Source organism: Chryseobacterium caseinilyticum (genome assembly GCF_014837145.1).
Taxonomy (GTDB): domain Bacteria; phylum Bacteroidota; class Bacteroidia; order Flavobacteriales; family Weeksellaceae; genus Chryseobacterium; species Chryseobacterium caseinilyticum.
The window spans coordinates 192,322-211,007 of the sequence record NZ_JACYFS010000007.1; the positions used below are offsets into that span (position 1 = coordinate 192,322).

At 37.0% G+C, this 18,686-nt stretch carries 17 protein-coding genes and 1 pseudogene; 9 read left to right on the top strand and 9 right to left on the bottom strand.

Annotated features, from left to right (window positions below; genetic code table 11):
- Positions 1-566 precede the first annotated feature (566 nt).
- The 8 genes from kduI to IC610_RS17640 all read left to right on the top strand — a co-directional run bounded on the left by kduI (position 567) and on the right by IC610_RS17640 (position 10,771).
- On the top strand, positions 567-1,403 hold the full coding sequence (gene kduI / locus IC610_RS17605; protein ID WP_056075318.1) for a 5-dehydro-4-deoxy-D-glucuronate isomerase: 837 nt from the start codon (positions 567-569) through the stop codon (positions 1,401-1,403).
- A gap of 11 nt (positions 1,404-1,414) precedes the next feature.
- Positions 1,415-2,197 (top strand): gluconate 5-dehydrogenase, encoded by a 783-nt coding sequence (locus tag IC610_RS17610; RefSeq protein WP_056075317.1) that lies wholly within the window; start codon positions 1,415-1,417, stop codon positions 2,195-2,197.
- Between the two features lie 18 nt (positions 2,198-2,215).
- Positions 2,216-3,613, top strand: coding sequence for a glucuronate isomerase (uxaC, locus tag IC610_RS17615; protein WP_115620264.1), 1,398 nt, complete (start codon positions 2,216-2,218; stop codon positions 3,611-3,613).
- A gap of 323 nt (positions 3,614-3,936) precedes the next feature.
- On the top strand, positions 3,937-4,944 hold the full coding sequence (locus IC610_RS17620) for a sugar kinase (RefSeq protein ID WP_191738007.1): 1,008 nt from the start codon (positions 3,937-3,939) through the stop codon (positions 4,942-4,944).
- 244 nt (positions 4,945-5,188) lie between these two features.
- Entirely contained in the window at positions 5,189-5,848 is a 660-nt protein-coding gene (locus tag IC610_RS17625; RefSeq protein WP_191738008.1) for a beta/alpha barrel domain-containing protein, read from the top strand.
- Between the two features lie 11 nt (positions 5,849-5,859).
- Positions 5,860-7,389, top strand: coding sequence for an MFS transporter (locus tag IC610_RS17630; protein ID WP_191738009.1), 1,530 nt, complete (start codon positions 5,860-5,862; stop codon positions 7,387-7,389).
- Between the two features lie 292 nt (positions 7,390-7,681).
- On the top strand, positions 7,682-9,145 hold the full coding sequence (locus IC610_RS17635; RefSeq protein WP_191738010.1) for a tagaturonate reductase: 1,464 nt from the start codon (positions 7,682-7,684) through the stop codon (positions 9,143-9,145).
- A 6-nt stretch (positions 9,146-9,151) separates the two neighbouring features.
- Positions 9,152-10,771, top strand: coding sequence for a UxaA family hydrolase (locus tag IC610_RS17640; RefSeq protein ID WP_191738011.1), 1,620 nt, complete (start codon positions 9,152-9,154; stop codon positions 10,769-10,771).
- Between the two features lie 112 nt (positions 10,772-10,883).
- Here IC610_RS17640 and IC610_RS17645 read toward each other — a convergent pair whose 3' ends face one another.
- From IC610_RS17645 to IC610_RS17680, 8 genes and pseudogenes are all read right to left on the bottom strand, one after another.
- Positions 10,884-11,240 (bottom strand): hypothetical protein, encoded by a 357-nt coding sequence (locus tag IC610_RS17645; protein ID WP_191738012.1) that lies wholly within the window; start codon positions 11,238-11,240, stop codon positions 10,884-10,886.
- A 279-nt stretch (positions 11,241-11,519) separates the two neighbouring features.
- The gene (locus tag IC610_RS17650; protein WP_191738013.1) at positions 11,520-11,999 is read right to left on the bottom strand and encodes a hypothetical protein; all 480 of its coding nucleotides are present in this window, start codon (positions 11,997-11,999) and stop codon (positions 11,520-11,522) included.
- A gap of 343 nt (positions 12,000-12,342) precedes the next feature.
- Complete coding sequence (locus IC610_RS17655; protein WP_191738014.1) at positions 12,343-12,711, bottom strand: hypothetical protein; 369 nt, start codon at positions 12,709-12,711, stop codon at positions 12,343-12,345.
- 17 nt (positions 12,712-12,728) lie between these two features.
- Entirely contained in the window at positions 12,729-13,151 is a 423-nt protein-coding gene (locus tag IC610_RS17660; protein ID WP_191738015.1) for a hypothetical protein, read from the bottom strand.
- Between the two features lie 232 nt (positions 13,152-13,383).
- Positions 13,384-13,938: an REP-associated tyrosine transposase gene (locus IC610_RS17665; protein WP_191738016.1), complete on the bottom strand. Its 555-nt coding sequence runs from the start codon at positions 13,936-13,938 to the stop codon at positions 13,384-13,386.
- A gap of 268 nt (positions 13,939-14,206) precedes the next feature.
- Positions 14,207-14,347 carry a hypothetical protein gene (locus IC610_RS20055; protein ID WP_228462961.1) on the bottom strand — a complete coding sequence of 47 codons (141 nt, stop codon included), beginning with the start codon at positions 14,345-14,347 and terminating at the stop codon, positions 14,207-14,209.
- Positions 14,348-14,595: 248 nt separating this feature from the next.
- Positions 14,596-14,913: a nuclear transport factor 2 family protein gene (locus IC610_RS17675; RefSeq protein ID WP_191738017.1), complete on the bottom strand. Its 318-nt coding sequence runs from the start codon at positions 14,911-14,913 to the stop codon at positions 14,596-14,598.
- A gap of 19 nt (positions 14,914-14,932) precedes the next feature.
- Positions 14,933-15,724: pseudogene (locus IC610_RS17680) on the bottom strand (SDR family oxidoreductase).
- Positions 15,725-15,851: 127 nt separating this feature from the next.
- On the opposite strand from IC610_RS17680, the gene IC610_RS17685 reads away from it, so the two are divergent.
- Complete coding sequence (locus IC610_RS17685) at positions 15,852-16,238, top strand: winged helix-turn-helix transcriptional regulator (protein WP_191738018.1); 387 nt, start codon at positions 15,852-15,854, stop codon at positions 16,236-16,238.
- 600 nt (positions 16,239-16,838) lie between these two features.
- Here the strand turns inward: IC610_RS17685 and IC610_RS17690 are convergent.
- Positions 16,839-17,726 carry a T9SS type A sorting domain-containing protein gene (locus tag IC610_RS17690; protein ID WP_191738019.1) on the bottom strand — a complete coding sequence of 296 codons (888 nt, stop codon included), beginning with the start codon at positions 17,724-17,726 and terminating at the stop codon, positions 16,839-16,841.
- Positions 17,727-18,686 lie beyond the last annotated feature (960 nt).

Genomic DNA, 18,686 nt, shown 5'->3' on the forward strand with positions numbered 1-18,686 from the left:
TTGTTTATATGGTGGTTTAATTTTGACAAATAGTGGATAACTTTTTTAAAAATTTTATGTGTTTAACTAAAATTTAGGTGGTTTTTATGGTAATTTAACTACATTTTTCAGCTATCAAAATTCCCCAAATGTGTACGCAACATTAAATATTTGTCAATTTAAGATGATTTTTGTCACGTTTTTGCTTGAAGTTTCGATATGAATTTAGCAGATAAAACGTGCCAATCAATTACAGCAGGGTTCTCATAAAAAACATGCGATTTGTCATGTTGTTTTTGGACGAGTTTTGGCACGATATTATCTCATTCTGGAGATTGCAATCCTTTTCCGGTAAAATTATTCTTTCTAAAAGTTTCTTTTTTAGCTAAATTCAAAATAATTAGACATTATAATGTATTGATTATAAATAAATTACGAATTAATATGAATTTTTTGTTACGCAATTAAAATTTAATTTTATATTTAACACCAAGTATTTCTATCGGCAAAATGTGTAGTTTTATGCAATCGATTACACATTAAAAATTAATGGTTCAAAAACCCATAAAAAATTCAAAATTAAGAGTATGACAAAATCAGAATTTCGTTACGCCCATCATCCCGAAGATGTAAAAAAATATACAACTGAAGACCTGAGAAGGGAGTTTCTAATCAATGATTTATTTAATGAAGATCAAATCAATGTAGTGTATTCTATGTACGACAGAATGATCGTAGGTGGTGCAATGCCTGTAAAAAGCGCATTGAAACTTGAACCTACAGATGATCTGAAGGCAGAAAACTTTCTTGACAGAAGAGAATTGGGAATCATCAACGTTGGCGCTGCCGGAAAGGTAACTGTTGACGGAGAGGTTTTCGAGCTTGGAAATAAGGAAGCTTTATATATAGGAAAAGGCGCAAAAGATGTTGTTTTTGAAAACGGAAATGAGGGTCAGACTTTGTTTTATTTCAACTCAGCACCTGCGCACCACACTTTCCCTACAAAGAAAATCACTAAAAATGAAGCCGAAATTGTAGAATTAGGTGAAGCAAAATATGCCAACAGACGTACCATCAACAAGTTGATCGTCAACAGCGTATTGGAAACCTGCCAGCTACAAATGGGAATGACTGAGCTGCACGAAGGAAGTGTTTGGAACACCATGCCTTCTCACACGCATACCCGAAGAATGGAAGCTTATTTTTATTTTGATCTTGAAGAAGGGCAGGCGGTAAGTCATTTTCTTGGCCAGCCGAACGAGACCCGTCATATCTTTATGAAAAACAATGAAGCAGTCTTGTCTCCGGAATGGTCTATTCACTCAGGGGTTGGTACTTCCAACTATACTTTTATCTGGGGAATGGCAGGAGAAAATATGGATTATGGCGACATGGACGCTGTTAAAACTAACGAACTAAAGTAATTTTTTTCTACATGAATTTATTCGATTTATCCGGAAAAGTAGCCGTTGTAACTGGCGGTACTCACGGATTAGGAATGGCAATGGCTGAAGGTCTTGCCTCTGCAGGTGCTGAACTGGCAATCACAAGTACAACTCCCTCAAAATTAGATGAAGCCTTAGAATATTATCGCAGTAAAGGATATAACGCTACAGGTTATCTTTTTGATGTGACAGACGAATTGGAAGCGGCTCAGAAAGTAGCTTTAATGCTTGCTACACATGGGAAAATAGACATCTTGGTCAATAATGCAGGAATCATAAAACGTGTTCCGGCTTTGGAGATGGATGTTGCAGACTTTAGAAAAGTAATCGATGTAGATCTTACCGGTCCTTTCATCATGTCTCAACTGGTTGGGAAACACATGATTAAAAGACAATCCGGTAAAATCATCAATATTTGCTCTATGATGAGTGAGCTTGGCCGTGACAATGTAGTGGCATACGCTTCTGCAAAAGGTGGACTGAAAATGCTGACCAAAAATTTAGCAACAGAATGGGCAAAACACAATATTCAGGTGAACGGTATCGGGCCCGGATATTTTGCAACGACTCAGACAGAACCAATCAGAGTAGACGGGCATCCGTTTAACGATTTTATCATCAGCAGAACTCCGGAAGGTAGATGGGGGAACCCGGAAGATCTTGCAGGAACGGCTATTTTCTTAGCTTCAGACGCAAGTAAATTTGTCAACGGACACATTATTTATGTAGACGGAGGTATTTTGGCTACCATCGGGAAACCTGCTAATGAATAACACAAGAATTTTACAGAAATGAAATCTTTTATTACAGATAACTTTTTATTACAAAATAAATACGCGGAAGAATTATACTTCAATTTCGCAGAAAAACAGCCGATCATCGATTATCACAATCATTTGATTCCAAAAGATATCGCTGAAGATACGGTTTTCGAAAATATTTCTAAAGTCTGGATTGCTGGCGATCACTACAAATGGCGTGCAATGCGTACGATGGGAGTGAACGAAAAATTCATCACAGGCGACGCTTCAGACAAAGAAAAATTCGAGGCTTGGGCAAAAACGGTTCCTTACACGTTGAGAAATCCTTTGTACCACTGGACGCATTTAGAATTAAAGCGTTATTTCGGAATTGATGAATTATTAAACGAAAAAAACGCATCAGATATTTACGACAACATCACAGCACAGCTTCAGACTCCTGAAAAGTCAACAAGAGGTTTGCTGAAAATGATGAACGTAGAATCTTTGTGCACCACAGAAGATCCGATTGATGTTTTAAATTACCATCAGGATTTGGCGAAAAGTGATTTCAGCATTAAAGTAAGTACAGCTTTCCGTCCTGATAAAGCGATTTTAATTGAAAACCATAACTTCGCAGACTATATTTCTAAGTTAGGCGAGTCGGCTGGAATTGAAATCAATTCTTACCAGACTTTGTGCGATGCTTTATTAAAAAGAGTAGAATATTTCCACGAAAACGGATGTAGACTCTGCGACCATGGACTGAACAATATTTCTTTCGAAGAAGCTTCAGAAGCTGAAGTAAGTGCAATCTTCAACGATAAAATTTCAGGGAAAGTAATCGCTGAAAAGCAGGTGAATCAGTTCAAAACTGCTATTTTATTATTCTTAGGCGAAACGTATCATAAATTCGGATGGGTTCAGCAGTTCCATTTGGGAGCTTTAAGAAACAACAACGAAAGAATGCACAGAATCTTAGGTCCTGATACAGGATGGGATTCTATCGGTGACTTCGTACAGGCTGAAACTTTGTCTAAATTATTAAACGCTTTAGACGGAAAAGATAAACTGACCAAAACAATTCTATATAACTTAAATCCTGCCGACAACGAAATTTTCGCGACTATGATCGGGAATTTTAATGACGGCAGTATCAAAGGAAAGGTACAGTTCGGTTCTGGATGGTGGTTTTTGGATCAGAAAGACGGAATGATCAAGCAGATGAATGCCCTTTCAAACATGGGATTGATCAGCTGTTTCGTAGGAATGTTGACAGATTCCAGAAGTTTCTTATCTTACCCGAGACACGAATATTTCAGAAGAGTATTGTGTAATCTTTTCGGAGAAGAAATGAAAAACGGTGAATTGCCGGACGATATGGAACTGATCGGGAAAACCATTTCCGACATCTGTTATCATAATGCAAAAAATTATTTCGATTTTTAAATTTCGAATTAAATAATAAAATTTGAACCATTAAGGATAATTAAGGAGTTAAGTTTTTTTAAGCATAAAATCTTAGATTTTATTAAGCAGACTGCTAAAAGCGAAGCTAAACTTAACTATTCTCAACTCCTTAATAAATCTTAATGGTTTAAATCTACAATAATTTACCTATCTGCATTTTTTCTAAATTTGAAAAATCTTTGTGAGCTTGGCTGAGTAGAACGCCTTTGCGAACTTAAAATATACATCAGGTTTTAAAAGAAAATCTAAGCGCATTTTGCGTTTAAATAACAGCAGATATTAAACAGAGTATTTATTAATATATGGCTAGCAAAATACTTACTTTCGGTGAAGTAATCATGAGGCTTTCACCTCCAGGGAACAAAACAATGAAACAGAGCCACGAGATGGAATTCTTTTTCGGCGGAACTGAGCTCAACGTAGCTTCCTCATTGGCGACAATGGGTTGCGATGTGACACACATCAGCAATGTTTCTGATGATTTTGTGGGAGAATCTGCACTGTCTTTCATCAAAAGTTTTGGGATCGATACAACTTTCATCAATAAAAACGAACATCCTTTAGGTTTATATTTCCTTGAAGTAGGTGCATCTGTTCGTGCGAGCAGAATTGCGTACAACAGACTGAACGGTTCTTTTGCCAACATTAAACCCGAACAGGTTGACTGGAAAAAAGCTTTGGAAGGTTGCGACTATTTCCACTGGACAGGCATCAGTCCTGGAATATCTGAAGGTGCTTACGAAACTTTGAAAGAAGGTTTGCTCACTGCCCGAGAAATGGGAATCGAAGTTACCACCGATCCGGCTTACCGTTCCAACCTTTGGAAATATGGTAAAAACGGAAATGAGGTTTTAAAGGAATTGGTTTCTTACTCAACGATTTTTATAGGTGGTGTAAATGAGATCAATGAAATTCTGGGAACTCAGTTTTCAGCAGACCAAAAAGGTTTCATGGAAGCTTGTGAAGAATTAAAAAAACAGTGTCCATCTATTCATAAAATTTTCGACAAAATAAGAATCGGTTTAACAGCAAGTTCTCAGCAGACGCAGGGAAGAGCTTTAATCAACGGAAATTATTTTGAAACCAAATTTTTAGAAATAGACAACGTGGTCGACAGAATCGGGACAGGAGATGCCTTTGCCGCAGGTCTGATTTATGGTTTATTAAATTTCGATGACGAAAAAGCTTTAAATTTTGCCAACGCAGCCTGTGCCATCAAACACACCATTTTAGGAGACATCAATTACTGCAGTGCAGAAGACATTCTCGAAGTAATGGCCGGAAATTCCGGAGGACGCATCAAAAGGTAGTTGGCTTTTGGCTGTTAGCTTTTGGCAATTGGCTTATTGCAACAACTAAAACATTGTGGACTTAGCTGAGTGAAATCGAAGATTAGACGTAGTAAACGCCTTTGCGAACTTAAAAATATACATCAGGTTTTAAAAGAAATCTTTGCGCCCTTTGCGTTAAAAAAGGAAGTGCTGAATTTACAGCATACCAAAGGATGGATTAAACCCCATCAAAGATTATTTTCAACAAAATAATTAAAACAAAATGACAAAAATTCAATTGGTTACAAACACCATCATCAATCAGGGAGCTTTGCCTCTGTATTACAATGCTGATGAAACGGTAACTTTAGAAATATTAAAATCGCTTTACAAAGCCGGAATCCGCGCGGTAGAATATACCAGCCGTGGGGAAGCCGCGTTGAGCAATTTTACAAAAATGGTAGAAGTTCGTAATGCAGAAATGCCTGAAATGCTTCTCGGAATCGGTACCATTAAAAACGTACACCAAGCTGAAGAATATTACAAAGCAGGAGCGGATTTCTTTATCAGTCCGGGTTTTGTGGCGGAAGTTGCAGCATTTTTAATTCCGAAAGACTTGTTGTACAGCCCGGGTTGTATGACTCCGACTGAAATTATTGAGGCTGAAACGGCTGGGGTAACTTTCATTAAATTATTCCCAGGGAATGCTTTGGGTCCTGGATTTATGAGTGCCATCAAAGATGTTTTCCCGAATCTGAAATTTATGCCGACCGGTGGTGTTGATACCACGAAGGAAAGCATTGAAAGCTGGTTCAAAGCCGGAGTTTCTGCAGTAGGAATGGGAAGCAAGCTGGTAAGCAAAGAATTGATGCTTGCGAAAGACTATTCGACAATAGAAATTGAAACCAAAAAAGTGCTGGATATCATTCAGACTTTAAAATAAATACATTGACTATGAGTTCAGTTAAATCTATTAAGCCGACACAATACAGGTGGACGATCTGTCTTCTTTTATTTCTCGCAACAACGATCAATTATCTCGATCGTCAGGTTTTATCTTTGACGTGGAAAGATTTTATCGCACCGGAATTTCACTGGAATAACAACGATTACGGAAATATCACGGCATTATTCTCCATATTTTATGCGGTGGGAATGCTTTTCGCAGGAAAATTCGTGGACTGGATGGACACCAAAAAAGGTTTCCTTTGGGCAATCGGAGTGTGGTCGATCGGTGCCGTTTTACACGCATTCTGTGGAATCGCAACTTCAGGAATCCTTACTGGGACTTGGACGGCTGGTTTTCACGGTTCTAAAGAATTAATCGGAACAGTTTCTAATACTGGGGCAATCATCAGCACGAGTGTGACTTTATTCATCTTTGCACGTTTCGTATTGGCGATTGGTGAGGCAGGAAATTTCCCGGCAGCGATCAAAACGACGGCAGAATATTTCCCTAAAAAAGACAGAGCATTTTCTACAAGTATATGGAACGCAGGAGCAACAGTTGGAGCTTTAGCTGCACCGCTTACCATCCCTTTTATTGCAAAATCAATGGGTTGGGAATGGGCGTTCATCATCATCGGTGCGCTCGGATTTGTCTGGATGGGACTTTGGGTATTTGTTTACAAAAAGCCACATTTACACAAGAGAGTTAACGAACACGAATTAACGTATATCAATCAGGATCAGGACGATCTTCCGAATGAAGACACATCAGTTCCGGAAAAAGTATTCACATTTAAAGAATGTTTCAGCTACAGACAAACCTGGGCATTTGCTTTCGGAAAGTTCATGACTGACGGCGTTTGGTGGTTCTTCTTATTCTGGACTCCGGCTTATTTAAGTTCGGTTTACGGAATGGATTCTACACAAAGTGCACTGCCATTATTTGTATTGTACATGATAACTTTATTGTCAATCATCGGTGGATGGCTTCCAAAATATTTTGTTGAAAAATTAGGAATGAATGCTTACACAGGAAGGATGAAAGCGATGTTGATTTTCGCATTTTTCCCTCTGCTGGCACTTTTAGCACAACCTTTAGGAACTATTACCTATTGGATTCCGGTTTTAATTATCGGAGTTGCAGGAGCAGCACACCAAGCTTGGTCAGCCAATATCTTCTCAACAGTAGGCGATATGTTCCCGAAAAAAGCCATCGCAACCATCACAGGAATTGGCGGGATGGCAGGAGGAATCGGTTCTTTTATCATCAATAAATCTTCAGGAGTTCTATTCGATCACGCTCACAAAGCCTGGTCAACCGTAGACGGAGTTCCGTTATTGGAAAAATATCCTCAATACGTTAACGACCGTTTGCCGGATGGATTTTTTGAGCAGTTGGAAAAATCTGGCGCAGTCGTTTCAGACGGTATCGACAAAGGTTACATGATTATTTTCTCCATCTGTGCAGTCGCTTATCTGATCGCATGGACAGTAATGAAAATGTTGGTTCCTAAGTATAAAGTGATTAGTAAATAGAAATAAAATTTAAACCATTAAGGAGAATTAAGCAGTTAAGAAAGATTAAGAATTTGCAGGCAAATTGAAGTGCGAGCTTAAGAAATTTATTTCTTAATTAACCTTAGTCCCTTAATAAATCTTAATGGTTCAAATATAAAACTTTAAGTTCTTTGCTAAGTAGAACGCCTTTGCGAACTTAAAAATATACATCAAGCATTAAAAAAAATCTTAGCGGACTTTGCGTTTAAAAACAGCATTCCGCACAAGGATTTAGCAGAATTAAAAACACAATTTAATTCAAATTAGAAAAATGGAAAATCAGACAAAACAACAGTTAAACCGTCAAAACAGCGGTATAGATACAAAATTACCTATCAAAATTGTACAGTTCGGGGGAGGAAACTTCATGCGAGGATTTACAGATTATGTGATCGATAAATTAAATAAAGAAGCAGATTTCAATGCGGGAATTGTCAACATTCAGCCTACTCCAAACGGGTCAGTTCACAAGCTTGAGGAACAGGGAAATCTATACACATTGTTTTCAAGAGGAATTAAAAAAGGAGAAATCATCGATGAGAAATGTGTGATTTCAGCGATTCAGAAGTCAATCAATCCTTATGCAGATTATAACAGCTTTTTAGAGTTAGCGAAAGAAGAAGATCTTGAATTTGTTTTTTCAAATACAACCGAAACAGGAATTGCTTACGACGAGACTGAAAATTCGTATGAAGGACCGCACAAAAATTTCCCTGCGAAAGTGGCGGTTTTACTTCACGAAAGATATAAGCACTTCAATGGAGCGGCAGACAAAGGTTTAAGAATTATTCCCTGCGAGCTGATTGAAGAAAATGCTATCGTTTTAAAAGGTATTATTTTAAAATATGCCCAACTTTGGAATTTAGAAGAAGGTTTTGCGCAATGGGTTGAACAGAGCAATCACTTCCACAATACACTGGTTGACAGAATTGTTCCGGGTTATCCGAAAGATGATGCGGCGACGTATGAAGACCAGTTGGATTATGAAGATCCGATGATGGTGGTTTCTGAAACATTCCTTTTATGGGTAATTCAGGGAGGTGAAGATTTAAAACAGAGAATTCCATTCGATAAAATCAACGAACAGATCTTGGTGGTGGATGATATTCAACCGTACCGTTTAAGAAAAGTCAGAATTCTGAATGGCGGACATACATTGATGTTAGCTCCGGCCATTTTAGCAGGGAAAGAAATCGTAAAAGAAGCAATCGATGACCAGTTTATCGGAACTTTTTTAAGCGAATCGATATTCAATGAAGTCAATCAGACTTTAGGTTTAGATGAAACTGAACTGAAAGAATTTGCGGAAGAAGTTTTCGACAGATTCAGAAATCCTTTCATCAAGCACCATTTGGCGAGCATCGCTTTGTATTTTGTTTCTAAATTTAAAGTGAGAGTCGTTCCGAGTTTGTTGACTTATGTTGAAAGAAATAACAAACTGCCACTGAACTTAACGTTCTCACTGGCAAGTTTAATCAGATTCTATCAGGGAAGTTTTGGTGAAAAATCTCTTCCTCTGAATGACGAAGAAGCCATCGTAAACAGATTCAGAGAAATCTGGAAAAACGAAGATTATGAAATAGTTTCAGAACAGGCATTAAGCGAAAAACTGTTCTGGGATACCGACCTTGCACAGGTAGAAGGCCTGAAAGCCGCAGTGGCAAAAGCATTGTACGAAATCGATCACAATGCTATGGAAACTGCCTACAAAAATTTTATTCAATTTTATTCTTAAACAATCATGCAGAAGAAAGTACTGAAAGTAAATCCCAAAGACAACGTTATTGTAGCGTTGATGGATTTACCTGCCGGAGAATCGGTGCACTTAGACGGTACAGATTATACGATTCTTAAAGATATTAAAGCAAAACATAAATTCGCTGCCGTAGATTTTGAGGATGGCGACCATATTTTAATGTATGGCGTAATCGTTGGAAAAGCCAACCAATCCATCAGTCAGGGCGAAGTGATTACCACCGAAAACGTAAAGCACCAGAGTGCAAAAGTGGTCGGCAAAACCGATACTTTGGGCTGGACTCCACCCAATGTTGACAAGTGGAAAGACCGTACGTTCATGGGCTACCACCGTGAAGACGGAAAGGTAGGAACAGAAAACGTATGGCTGTTTTTCCCGTTGGTATTCTGCGAAAACAAGAATATCGAAACACTGAAGGATATTTTCGAAAAAGAATTACTTCACGATAAAGCCAGCAAACACCAATTGTTACTTCGTTCTTTACTGAATGGCGGTGCAGCTGCAGATGTTGCGGTGGAAGAGGAAGAACCGGATACGCGAGTGTTTAAAAATATCGACGTAAGATTCATCACGCACCAGGGCGGTTGTGGCGGAATCCGTCAGGATGCTGAAGCGTTGGGAAGACTGTTCGCAGGATACGTCAACAACCCGAATGTTGCCGGAGCTACGGTTCTCAGCTTAGGGTGTCAGAATCTTCAGGTTCAGATTTTCATGGATTCACTGCATGCATTAGCTCCAGATAACAAAAAACCAATCGTCGTTTACGAACAGCAAAAATCGGGTACCATCGATGAAATGCTGACCGGCGTGATTAAAGATTCATACGAAGGCATTAAAAAAGCCAACGAAATAGAGAGAAAACCGGCATCCATCACCAAACTGAACATTGGTTTGGAATGTGGCGGCTCAGACGGTTTCTCAGGAATTTCTGCCAACCCAGTTTTGGGGGAAGTTTCAGATATTATGGCGGCAGTCGGCGGAACTACCATGCTGGCCGAGTTCCCTGAATTGTGTGGAGTAGAGCAGGAGCTGGTCAACCGTTGCATCAACGATGAAGACGGTGTAAAATTCCTGAAGCTGATGAAAGATTTTGAAGCCTCTGTGGTTGCGGCAGGATCAGGATTTGATATGAATCCGTCTCCCGGAAACATCAAAGACGGTTTGATTACCGATGCTATGAAATCTGCAGGAGCCTCTAAAAAAGGAGGAGCAGCACCCATCGTGGAAGTTCTTGATTTTACAGAATACGCCACAAAACCAGGTCTGAATCTTCTGTGTACTCCCGGAAATGATGCCGAGTGTACAACAGCTTTAGTGGGTTCAGGTGCAACAGTGGTACTTTTCACTACCGGTCTTGGAACTCCAATGGGAAATCCTATTTCACCGGTTGTAAAGATTTCTTCCAACACGGTTTTGGCAGAAAAAATGTCAGACATTATCGATTTCAATGCAGGCACTGTAATCAGCGGAGAAAAAACAATTCCCGAAGCTGCAGACGAACTTCTGGAACTCATCATCAACGTAGCCAGTGGCGAAGTAAAAACCAAGGCTGACGTTCTTAATCAGAATGATTTCATTCCATGGAGACGCGGTGTCTCTCTGTAATGGGTTAATTATATTAAATATTAGGGTTGAAAATGCTTCTTACTTCGGTGGGGAGCATTTTCTTTTTTGAGTATCGGGAATTTACAAATTCCAAAAATTTGATATTTATGGTTTATTTACCAATACTTTGTAGGAAAATAGACATTTGATGAAGGATATCTAATACTTCGTCAAAACTTAATGTAAGATATTCTTTATCATTATACTGTCCAGTTACGAAAGCACCAATATCGTTAAACACGGTTATTATCCCTGGCGAATATTCAAAACCAATATCAAATCCATCATTTCCATCTTCATCACTAAATATTCCAGCCTTACACTGGTTAGTCCATTTTATATCTTCTTTTAAATCTTCTGAATACCAGTTCTTACCACTTAACAATTCAAGTGATTTATGTTTTTTTTCAAATGGTTTAATATAAAGCCAATTAGATTCTCGATCGTATTCAAATTTTAATTTTATCATGAGTTTTTTTATTATTAAATTGACTTAAATCAAGAAAGAATTATATTACATTGAGAATTCTATGGAGATGCGGCGTCTCACTATAATGAGTTAATTATATTAAATATTAGGGTTGAAAATGCTTCTTGCTTCGGTAGGGAGCATTTTCTTTTTTATTGATAGCGCGGATTTGCAATCCGTGCTTATTTCCTACTTACAATAATTAGCTTTAACATTTTGATAGCGTTACAGTACTGCAAAGTCACGGATTGCAAATCCGCGACATCGTATAGAATTAAATTAATCTAAACTCATTGCAAATAAATGGGTGAAATTTTCCCATATATTAAGTTCATTTTTTCTAAATAACTCCACACATTCTGATCCTTTTAAATTACTTTCTCCAAAATTGTTTTGATATGTCACTTTAATGATTAATAAATCTCTGTCCAAAGTAATGATGGGTTTAGAAAATCTGAAGTGTGTATCTCTTTTTTGAAGAATTTGACTTTTTGGAATAAACTCAATATTTAATTGTTTCTTATAATTTTCGGCATCCCAAGAAACTGCATTTTGTTTAAAATTGAATTGATCATTAAGGAAAATCTTTTCCTCCTCATTTTTTGAAAGATATTTCAATATTTGATTTTTTGTGAAATCATCATATTCTTCGATTTCTAATTGATAAATGTTTGTGGTGCGATGACTATTTAAAATTTTAGAGATGAAATTAATAATGGTTTCATTTACTTCATTATTTGAAATTTGTGTAGAATACATAATTTTAAAGAAGATTTATAATAATGACGATAAAAATTTGATTTTAAATATTTAGACGTTGTTATTCATTAAAATAATAAAATAAACAATAATAGGCAATTTTGAATTTCAAATCGATATTTCGATTTACAACTTGATGTCGCGGATTTGCAATCCGTGACTACAACGCACAACAATCAGCCGATAGCGCGGATTTGCAATCTGTGCTTATTTCCTACTTGTAATTAGTAGCTTTAACATTTTGATAACATTTCATTGAGCGTAAAGTCAAGGATTTCAAATTTGCGACATCGGGTATTACAGGCCACATATAACGTTTCTGAGCATTTTCTTTTTTAATAAACTAGCGTTTGTTTTTCATATTATCAACAAATATTTTATTTAATATTTGTATAGACAATTGCCCATAAAGTATTTTTGCTAACTCAATAGAAATATCTTTGTCTTTATTTTTATAGGAAATTTTTAATGATTCATATCCATTAGTTTTTATAATAATTTCAAATAACTTTTCATTCACTTTAGAAACGTAACTGATGTTATATTTTCTGCAAATATTTAAAAATTGTTCAAAAAAATATAGTTCTTTTGAATTCGGTAATTCTTTTTCGATAATATTTACTACGGTTGAATTATTACCTTCATTTTGCTGAATCTCTAAAATCTCATTTTTAAATATACTTCTATTAATATGTGGATTAAAATTAGTCATTTATAAATTTATTTGATCTATTCATTCATCAGGCCAAATCCGTCTGGAACTTTTTTGGAATTTATTCTGTTGTATGGCCAAATATAAATCGTTTTAACAATATTTGAATTTGCGTCTATTAAATTATATTCATCAATTGGGGCACTGACAATACTACATTTCATCGAACCGGTTCTTTCCCAAGTATACTGAGAAGAACCTGGTTTTATATAGATTAATCTATTTAAATATTTTCTGGATTCAGAAACACTTGTTAACAGAATAGGATTGTCTTTTGAGTAACCATATTCACCTACATGATTAGGTAGTTCATCATTGTCGGTACCTTCTTCTTCTTTAATCTTTTTTACCATGGCTTCCATTTTTGCCATAAAATCTGTCGAACTTGTTACTTCTAATGATTCTTTTTTATTTTTCCTGAAAAAATTAAATATTCCCATTATATTATGGATATTTTATTAGCTTATTTATTTTGAAAATCAAATACAATAATAGTCTCACGTAAGTCGTCGATCCAATTATATTTTAATAAAAATACTAAAATAAAGAATGACAGCAAATTTTGCATTTATATTCTACTTATTATTCAGAAAATTACAAAATGTTTCATTCCGATGTCGCAGATTTTCCGATGTCGCGGATTTGCAATCCGTGACAACACCACTCAACAAATCACCCCATAAAAACCACAAAAACATCTAAAGCATTATCTAATTCTGCATAATTTCTGGCACTGCTGAAATAGTAATGCTCAGCTTCTGCCACTATTTTCTGTTTTACGGGATTTTGATGAATATAATTGATCTTCTCTTTAATCCATTTATTTGAAAAAACTTCTTCAGCGTGGTAACCATCTTGCCAAACTTTAAACTTTTGCTCTCTGGTTAAATGCTCACAGGATTTTTGAAAATATTGCAGCATCCATTCCTTTCTGCTTTCAGGTTCAGAATGTATGGTTTCGATTATTTTTTTCGAAGTAAACTTTTTAAAATCTCTCATAATTTCAGATACAGTGTATCTACTGTCTGCACGACAAAATAAGTGAAGATGATTTGACATTAAGCAGTATGCAAAAATGGAAAGGCCTTTCTGAGTTTGACAATATTTCAAAGAATCTATAATGACCATTTTTTGCGATAACCTTGTGAATACATCAACCCAGCCTACCGTTGTAATTGTAATAAAGTACGCTTGATCGATATCTAAAGCTTTGTATTTTGTAGACATCTATGTTTTATTTAAAAGTACAAAATTTTATAATTGAAAAAGTCACGGATTGCAAATCCGCGACATCGGTTTGCAAATCCGCAACATCGGTAATAGATTTATCTTCAAAACTACAAACTTCTCGATACGATTTTTTTCAAAAATCTACTCGAAGTGACGGGAGTATGTTAAAATGTAAAACGGCATTATTATAATTTATAGAAAATACATAAGGCTGAAATTTTCACTTCAGCCCCGCATGGTAAAACATTGGAATTACAGACAGGTTTTATCCTGTTACTTTTAAAGCCTGAATTTTTCCGTCAGCAATTTTAAAATGAAATTTCAAAATCACAGGACTTCCCGGAAATGATCCTGCTATTTTTGCCGACAGTATATCTTCTTTTTCATCATAATCTACCGGCTCCATCGTATCTTGATGTTCTTTATTGGATTTGTCTATCCACTGTTCGATTTCGTTTCTGCCTGTATGCGTTTAACCTTCGTCAAAAACTGTGGCTGTATCTGCAAAACACTGGGCAAAGGCAACTTTCAAAGCTGTTCTTCGCTTTTACTAATTCTTCAATTACTTTTGGTAATATCATATTTTCGGTTTTAAAAGTGATAAAATATTGATACTTGTAATGATATTAAAAACAGTAGGTTTCCAGACAGGTTTTATCCTGTTACTTTTAAAGCCTGAATTTTTCCGTCAGCAATTTTAAAATGAAATTTCAAAATCAGAGGACTTCCCGGAAATGATCCTGCAATTTTTGCCGACAGTATATCTTTTTTTTCATCATAATCTACCGGCTCCATTGTGGCTTTGTTGTCTTTGTTGGATCTGTCGATCCACTTTTCAATCTCTGCCTTGCCGTTGTGCGTTTTGCCTTCATCAGATACCTGGGCATCTTCGGCGAAACAGTCTGCATAGGCAGCGCTGTTAAATTCGTTTTGGGTCTTTACTAATTCTGAGATGATGTTTGGTAATTGCATTATATTATATTTTAAATGATTAAATAGTGGGTACGGTACCGCCGTCGATGACGTATTCGGTTCCTGTTAAATAGCTGGCTCTGGGAGAGACAAGAAAACCTACAAATTCGGCAACCTCTCTCGGTTCGGAAGGTCTGCCAAAAGGAATTCCGCCCAGTGCGGCCATCACGCCCTGTTGCGCTTGCTCTATAGTGCTGTTTGGGTTTCTTGCAATTTCGCCCAGCCAGTCTTTCGATGCTGTCGTATTGATCCATCCCGGTGAAACAGCCAAAACACGGACACCTTTTGGAGTTACTTCATTCGACAGACTTTTACTGTAATTTCTCAATGCTGCTTTTGAAGCGGCTTAAGGCAAAGTAGAATCATACAGAGGAAGCTTACCCTGAATGGAAGCAATGTGGATGATAACGCCACTTTTCCGCTCAAGCATTTGCGGCAAAAACCCACGGTCTAATCGCACGGGAGCTAGTAAATTAGCCTTTAAAGTAGATTCCCAGTCCTCATCCGATAATGCATTAAAGCCACCGGCAGGTGTTGTTGATGAGCCGAGGTTGTTGATCAGAATATCCAGCCGGCCATACGCAGACATGATTTCACTGATTACCTTCTGTGTTCCTTCCGCAGTACTTAAATCTGCAGCAATGAAATGCAGATTGCTGTTTTCTTCTTCCGGTGCATTTCTTGCCGAAATGATCACTGTTGCGCCGGCCTGCAAAAGTCTTTCTGCAATCGCTTTTCCGGTTCCTTTTGTACCTCCAGTTACCAGAGCAATTTGGCCTGATAACTCATTGTTGAAATTAAACTGTTCCATTTTTATAATTATTTATAGGACAAAATTGGGCTATAAAAACAGTTTGTACAAGTACGGAATTACGATTCAGATAGGGATAAATTATTCCCCTATTGTGCAAATCGTAACATACGTTTAAATTTGCTTTATGTATGAGAGAAAAATAATCCCGAACTTAAATTGCGGTCTTGACCTTATCGGTGAGGTACTTTACGGCAAATGGAAAATACGTCTGCTCTGGTTTATCGACCAAGGACATCAAAGGCCGAGTGAATTACAGCGCAAAATCCCTGATGCAACGCGTAGAGTATTAAATATACAGTTGAAAGAACTGGAAGATCACGAATTGATTACCAAGAAAATTTATCCTGTTGTGCCGCCCAAAGTAGAGTACAGTCTTACTGAACTGGGAAAAAGCGTTATACCTATAATTTTGCAGTTGGGAATTTGGGGTGATCAAAACGAAACGCACTTACGTACTGTTATTCTAAAGCGTCTGAACGCAGAAAGCGAGATGCTTCGTGTGGAAGAGTAGGGAAGGATGCGTGTTGTATAATTATATAATTTACGGGAATATTTTTATAGCCCAATTACTCAACTAAGTTCTGCACAGCAAATATCAAAGATTGTAAGTATAATCCGATGTCGCGGATTTGCAATCCGTGACGTCAACACAAAAAAAATCCCCCATAAAAACCACAAAAACATCTAAATCATTATCTAATTCTGCATAATTCTGACAATTCTGAAAGAGTAATGCTCAGGTTGCAAACGGCGACCTAAAAATTTACTGTATTTATCTCTTGATAAACCCGATGTCGCGGATTTGCAATCCGTGACTACAACACACAACAAATCATCCCATAAAAATCACAAAAACATCTAAAGCATTATCTAATTCTGCATAATTCTGACAATTCTGAAAGAGTAATGCTCAGATTGCAAATCGAAGACCTAAAAGTTTACTGTATTTACCCGATGTCGCGGATTTGCAATCCGTGACAACAACACACAATAAATCATCCCATAAAAATCACAAAAACATCTAAAGCATTATCTAATTCTGCATAATTTCTGACAATTCTGAAATAGTAATGCTCAGGTTGCAAATTGGAGACCTGAGAGTCTACTGTATTTATCTCTTGAAAATTTTTTTAGTTACCGTACCCTTTTCTGTTTCTATTGATAAGAAATAATTACCAGCGGATAATCCTTCAAAATCAACTTTTTGATCTGCTAATTTCACTGGGATTTTTTTGCCGGTACCATCGTAGAGAGCGATTTGCTGTATCTTATCTTTACTTATTACTTCTAAAAAGCGGGTAGTTGGATTGGGGAAGACTTTAATTTCTGACGAATCGTACACCACCTCATGCGTTCCCAATACCATTCCTTCAATAGAAAATGCAGCACCAGTATTTGGGATAACCTGCCAGTTCGGGTAGGCTGCACCACCTGTTAGATTAGATATTCTTGCGTAGTCCGGTGCTGCCGTCGGGGATAGCCACCAGTTGAATTTCTGTGGTGAAGTTAAAATCATCGAGTCCAGATTAATTCGGGGTACGAAGAAAAGCCAGTATTTTGTATTACCCTGCAAAACTGCTGTGCCGGGAAGTGCTGATATATCCACAGAAAACGTATAGATATACTGTGCGGTATGTATAATATTGTATCCTTGCGTACTGTTGTTAATGTCTAAAGAAATTACAGGGGTTCCTGTCTGAAGAAGGGGATTGCCGGACGGAGCTCCGTTATTGTCGCTGTATATATATAGTATCATCCCTTTCACCATTGCAGGAAGATTATCTGAAATTTGAGAACCATATAGATTGATGGTGGTTATTTCGCTGGTTTGGGTTAAGGTAAAACTACTTGCCATGCTTATCATATCTCCATTATTGGCAAGATAGGAGCTGAAACCAGCTGCTCCATTATAATTAGGAACTGTATGAGAGTAGATCACGGATTGTGCCTTAGTTTGTAAAATGAAAAACAGGATGAAGAGAATGTAAAATTTTTTCATAGATACTTAATTTATTAGTGTGATTACTGTTTTCTGAGTCGTTCTGCAGAAAACAAATTCTTTTAAAATATTCTCAGTGAGTAGAGAATAAATTAATTTTATCACTTATGATTTGATATCACAATTTAAGGAAAAATAGAAATTGAAACGATGTTTTTTGCGGATACTTTAAAAATAATTTAATATAATGTTGTTTCTGTTGAAAATTTGGAATGAAATATGAGGATTCAAATGTTTGTTGTGATAGAAATTGTAGTTTCACTAACTGAAGTTTCAAGTCTGAAGTAAGTAAATAGTTATAGGTAAAGAAACCTTTGATAGACTTGCAATACTTAAACACCTAACTCGAAGATTACTGTAGAAATATCTTTTTTCAGGAGCCGGGAACCCGCTGTCCACTATATCTTTTTTGCGGCTGCCTCCATTTCATTCCGTCAGCCACAAAAAAGGATGCCGTTTCCATCGGGGCTGGTAACGATTCCGCTTTTAAGAACTGTTGAATTTTGATAAGTTATGAGCAATAAGTAATAAGCAATCACCAGTAAGCAATTAATCTATAATAATCTCATTAAAGAAAGCAGCAAAAACTATAATCGGAAAGCCAAAACTTCAATACAAAAATTTCAACCATCGATTCTCACTACATTTTCAGTACGATCATTCGTAAAGACCAAACTTCCATTATTTCCAATACTCCGTTGAACCATTCCCATCCTCTGGAGGGGATGTCAAAAATCGCAGATTTTAGACGGGGGTGGTTACTTCCACGCAAAAACCAACCTATTATGAATCGAGCTATGAAGCCAACAAAGTAGAACACTCACCGCTGGTGCGGGCGTCCCGCCCGTACCCACATTTCACATTTCACATTCCACATTCCACATCCGGACTCTGCACTCCGAATTTCAAATCTCAAACTTCAAATTTCAAATCATCCCATCTTCTGCCGCGGACGTACCA

What these genes read in the sequence shown, in the direction of transcription:
- IC610_RS17655 (WP_191738014.1), bottom strand. Translation starts at nt 12,711, where the DNA reads ATGACTAATTTTAATCCACATATTAATAGAAGTATATTTAAAAATGAG.
- IC610_RS17635 (WP_191738010.1), top strand. Translation starts at nt 7,682, where the DNA reads ATGGAAAATCAGACAAAACAACAGTTAAACCGTCAAAACAGCGGTATA.
- IC610_RS17660 (WP_191738015.1), bottom strand. Translation starts at nt 13,151, where the DNA reads ATGGGAATATTTAATTTTTTCAGGAAAAATAAAAAAGAATCATTAGAA.
- IC610_RS17610 (WP_056075317.1), top strand. Translation starts at nt 1,415, where the DNA reads ATGAATTTATTCGATTTATCCGGAAAAGTAGCCGTTGTAACTGGCGGT.
- kduI (WP_056075318.1), top strand. Translation starts at nt 567, where the DNA reads ATGACAAAATCAGAATTTCGTTACGCCCATCATCCCGAAGATGTAAAA.
- IC610_RS20055 (WP_228462961.1), bottom strand. Translation starts at nt 14,347, where the DNA reads ATGGAGCCGGTAGATTATGATGAAAAAGAAGATATACTGTCGGCAAAA.
- IC610_RS17690 (WP_191738019.1), bottom strand. Translation starts at nt 17,726, where the DNA reads ATGAAAAAATTTTACATTCTCTTCATCCTGTTTTTCATTTTACAAACT.
- IC610_RS17640 (WP_191738011.1), top strand. Translation starts at nt 9,152, where the DNA reads ATGCAGAAGAAAGTACTGAAAGTAAATCCCAAAGACAACGTTATTGTA.
- IC610_RS17645 (WP_191738012.1), bottom strand. Translation starts at nt 11,240, where the DNA reads ATGATAAAATTAAAATTTGAATACGATCGAGAATCTAATTGGCTTTAT.
- IC610_RS17665 (WP_191738016.1), bottom strand. Translation starts at nt 13,938, where the DNA reads ATGTCTACAAAATACAAAGCTTTAGATATCGATCAAGCGTACTTTATT.
- IC610_RS17625 (WP_191738008.1), top strand. Translation starts at nt 5,189, where the DNA reads ATGACAAAAATTCAATTGGTTACAAACACCATCATCAATCAGGGAGCT.
- IC610_RS17630 (WP_191738009.1), top strand. Translation starts at nt 5,860, where the DNA reads ATGAGTTCAGTTAAATCTATTAAGCCGACACAATACAGGTGGACGATC.
- IC610_RS17685 (WP_191738018.1), top strand. Translation starts at nt 15,852, where the DNA reads ATGTATGAGAGAAAAATAATCCCGAACTTAAATTGCGGTCTTGACCTT.
- IC610_RS17675 (WP_191738017.1), bottom strand. Translation starts at nt 14,913, where the DNA reads ATGCAATTACCAAACATCATCTCAGAATTAGTAAAGACCCAAAACGAA.
- IC610_RS17650 (WP_191738013.1), bottom strand. Translation starts at nt 11,999, where the DNA reads ATGTATTCTACACAAATTTCAAATAATGAAGTAAATGAAACCATTATT.
- uxaC (WP_115620264.1), top strand. Translation starts at nt 2,216, where the DNA reads ATGAAATCTTTTATTACAGATAACTTTTTATTACAAAATAAATACGCG.
- IC610_RS17620 (WP_191738007.1), top strand. Translation starts at nt 3,937, where the DNA reads ATGGCTAGCAAAATACTTACTTTCGGTGAAGTAATCATGAGGCTTTCA.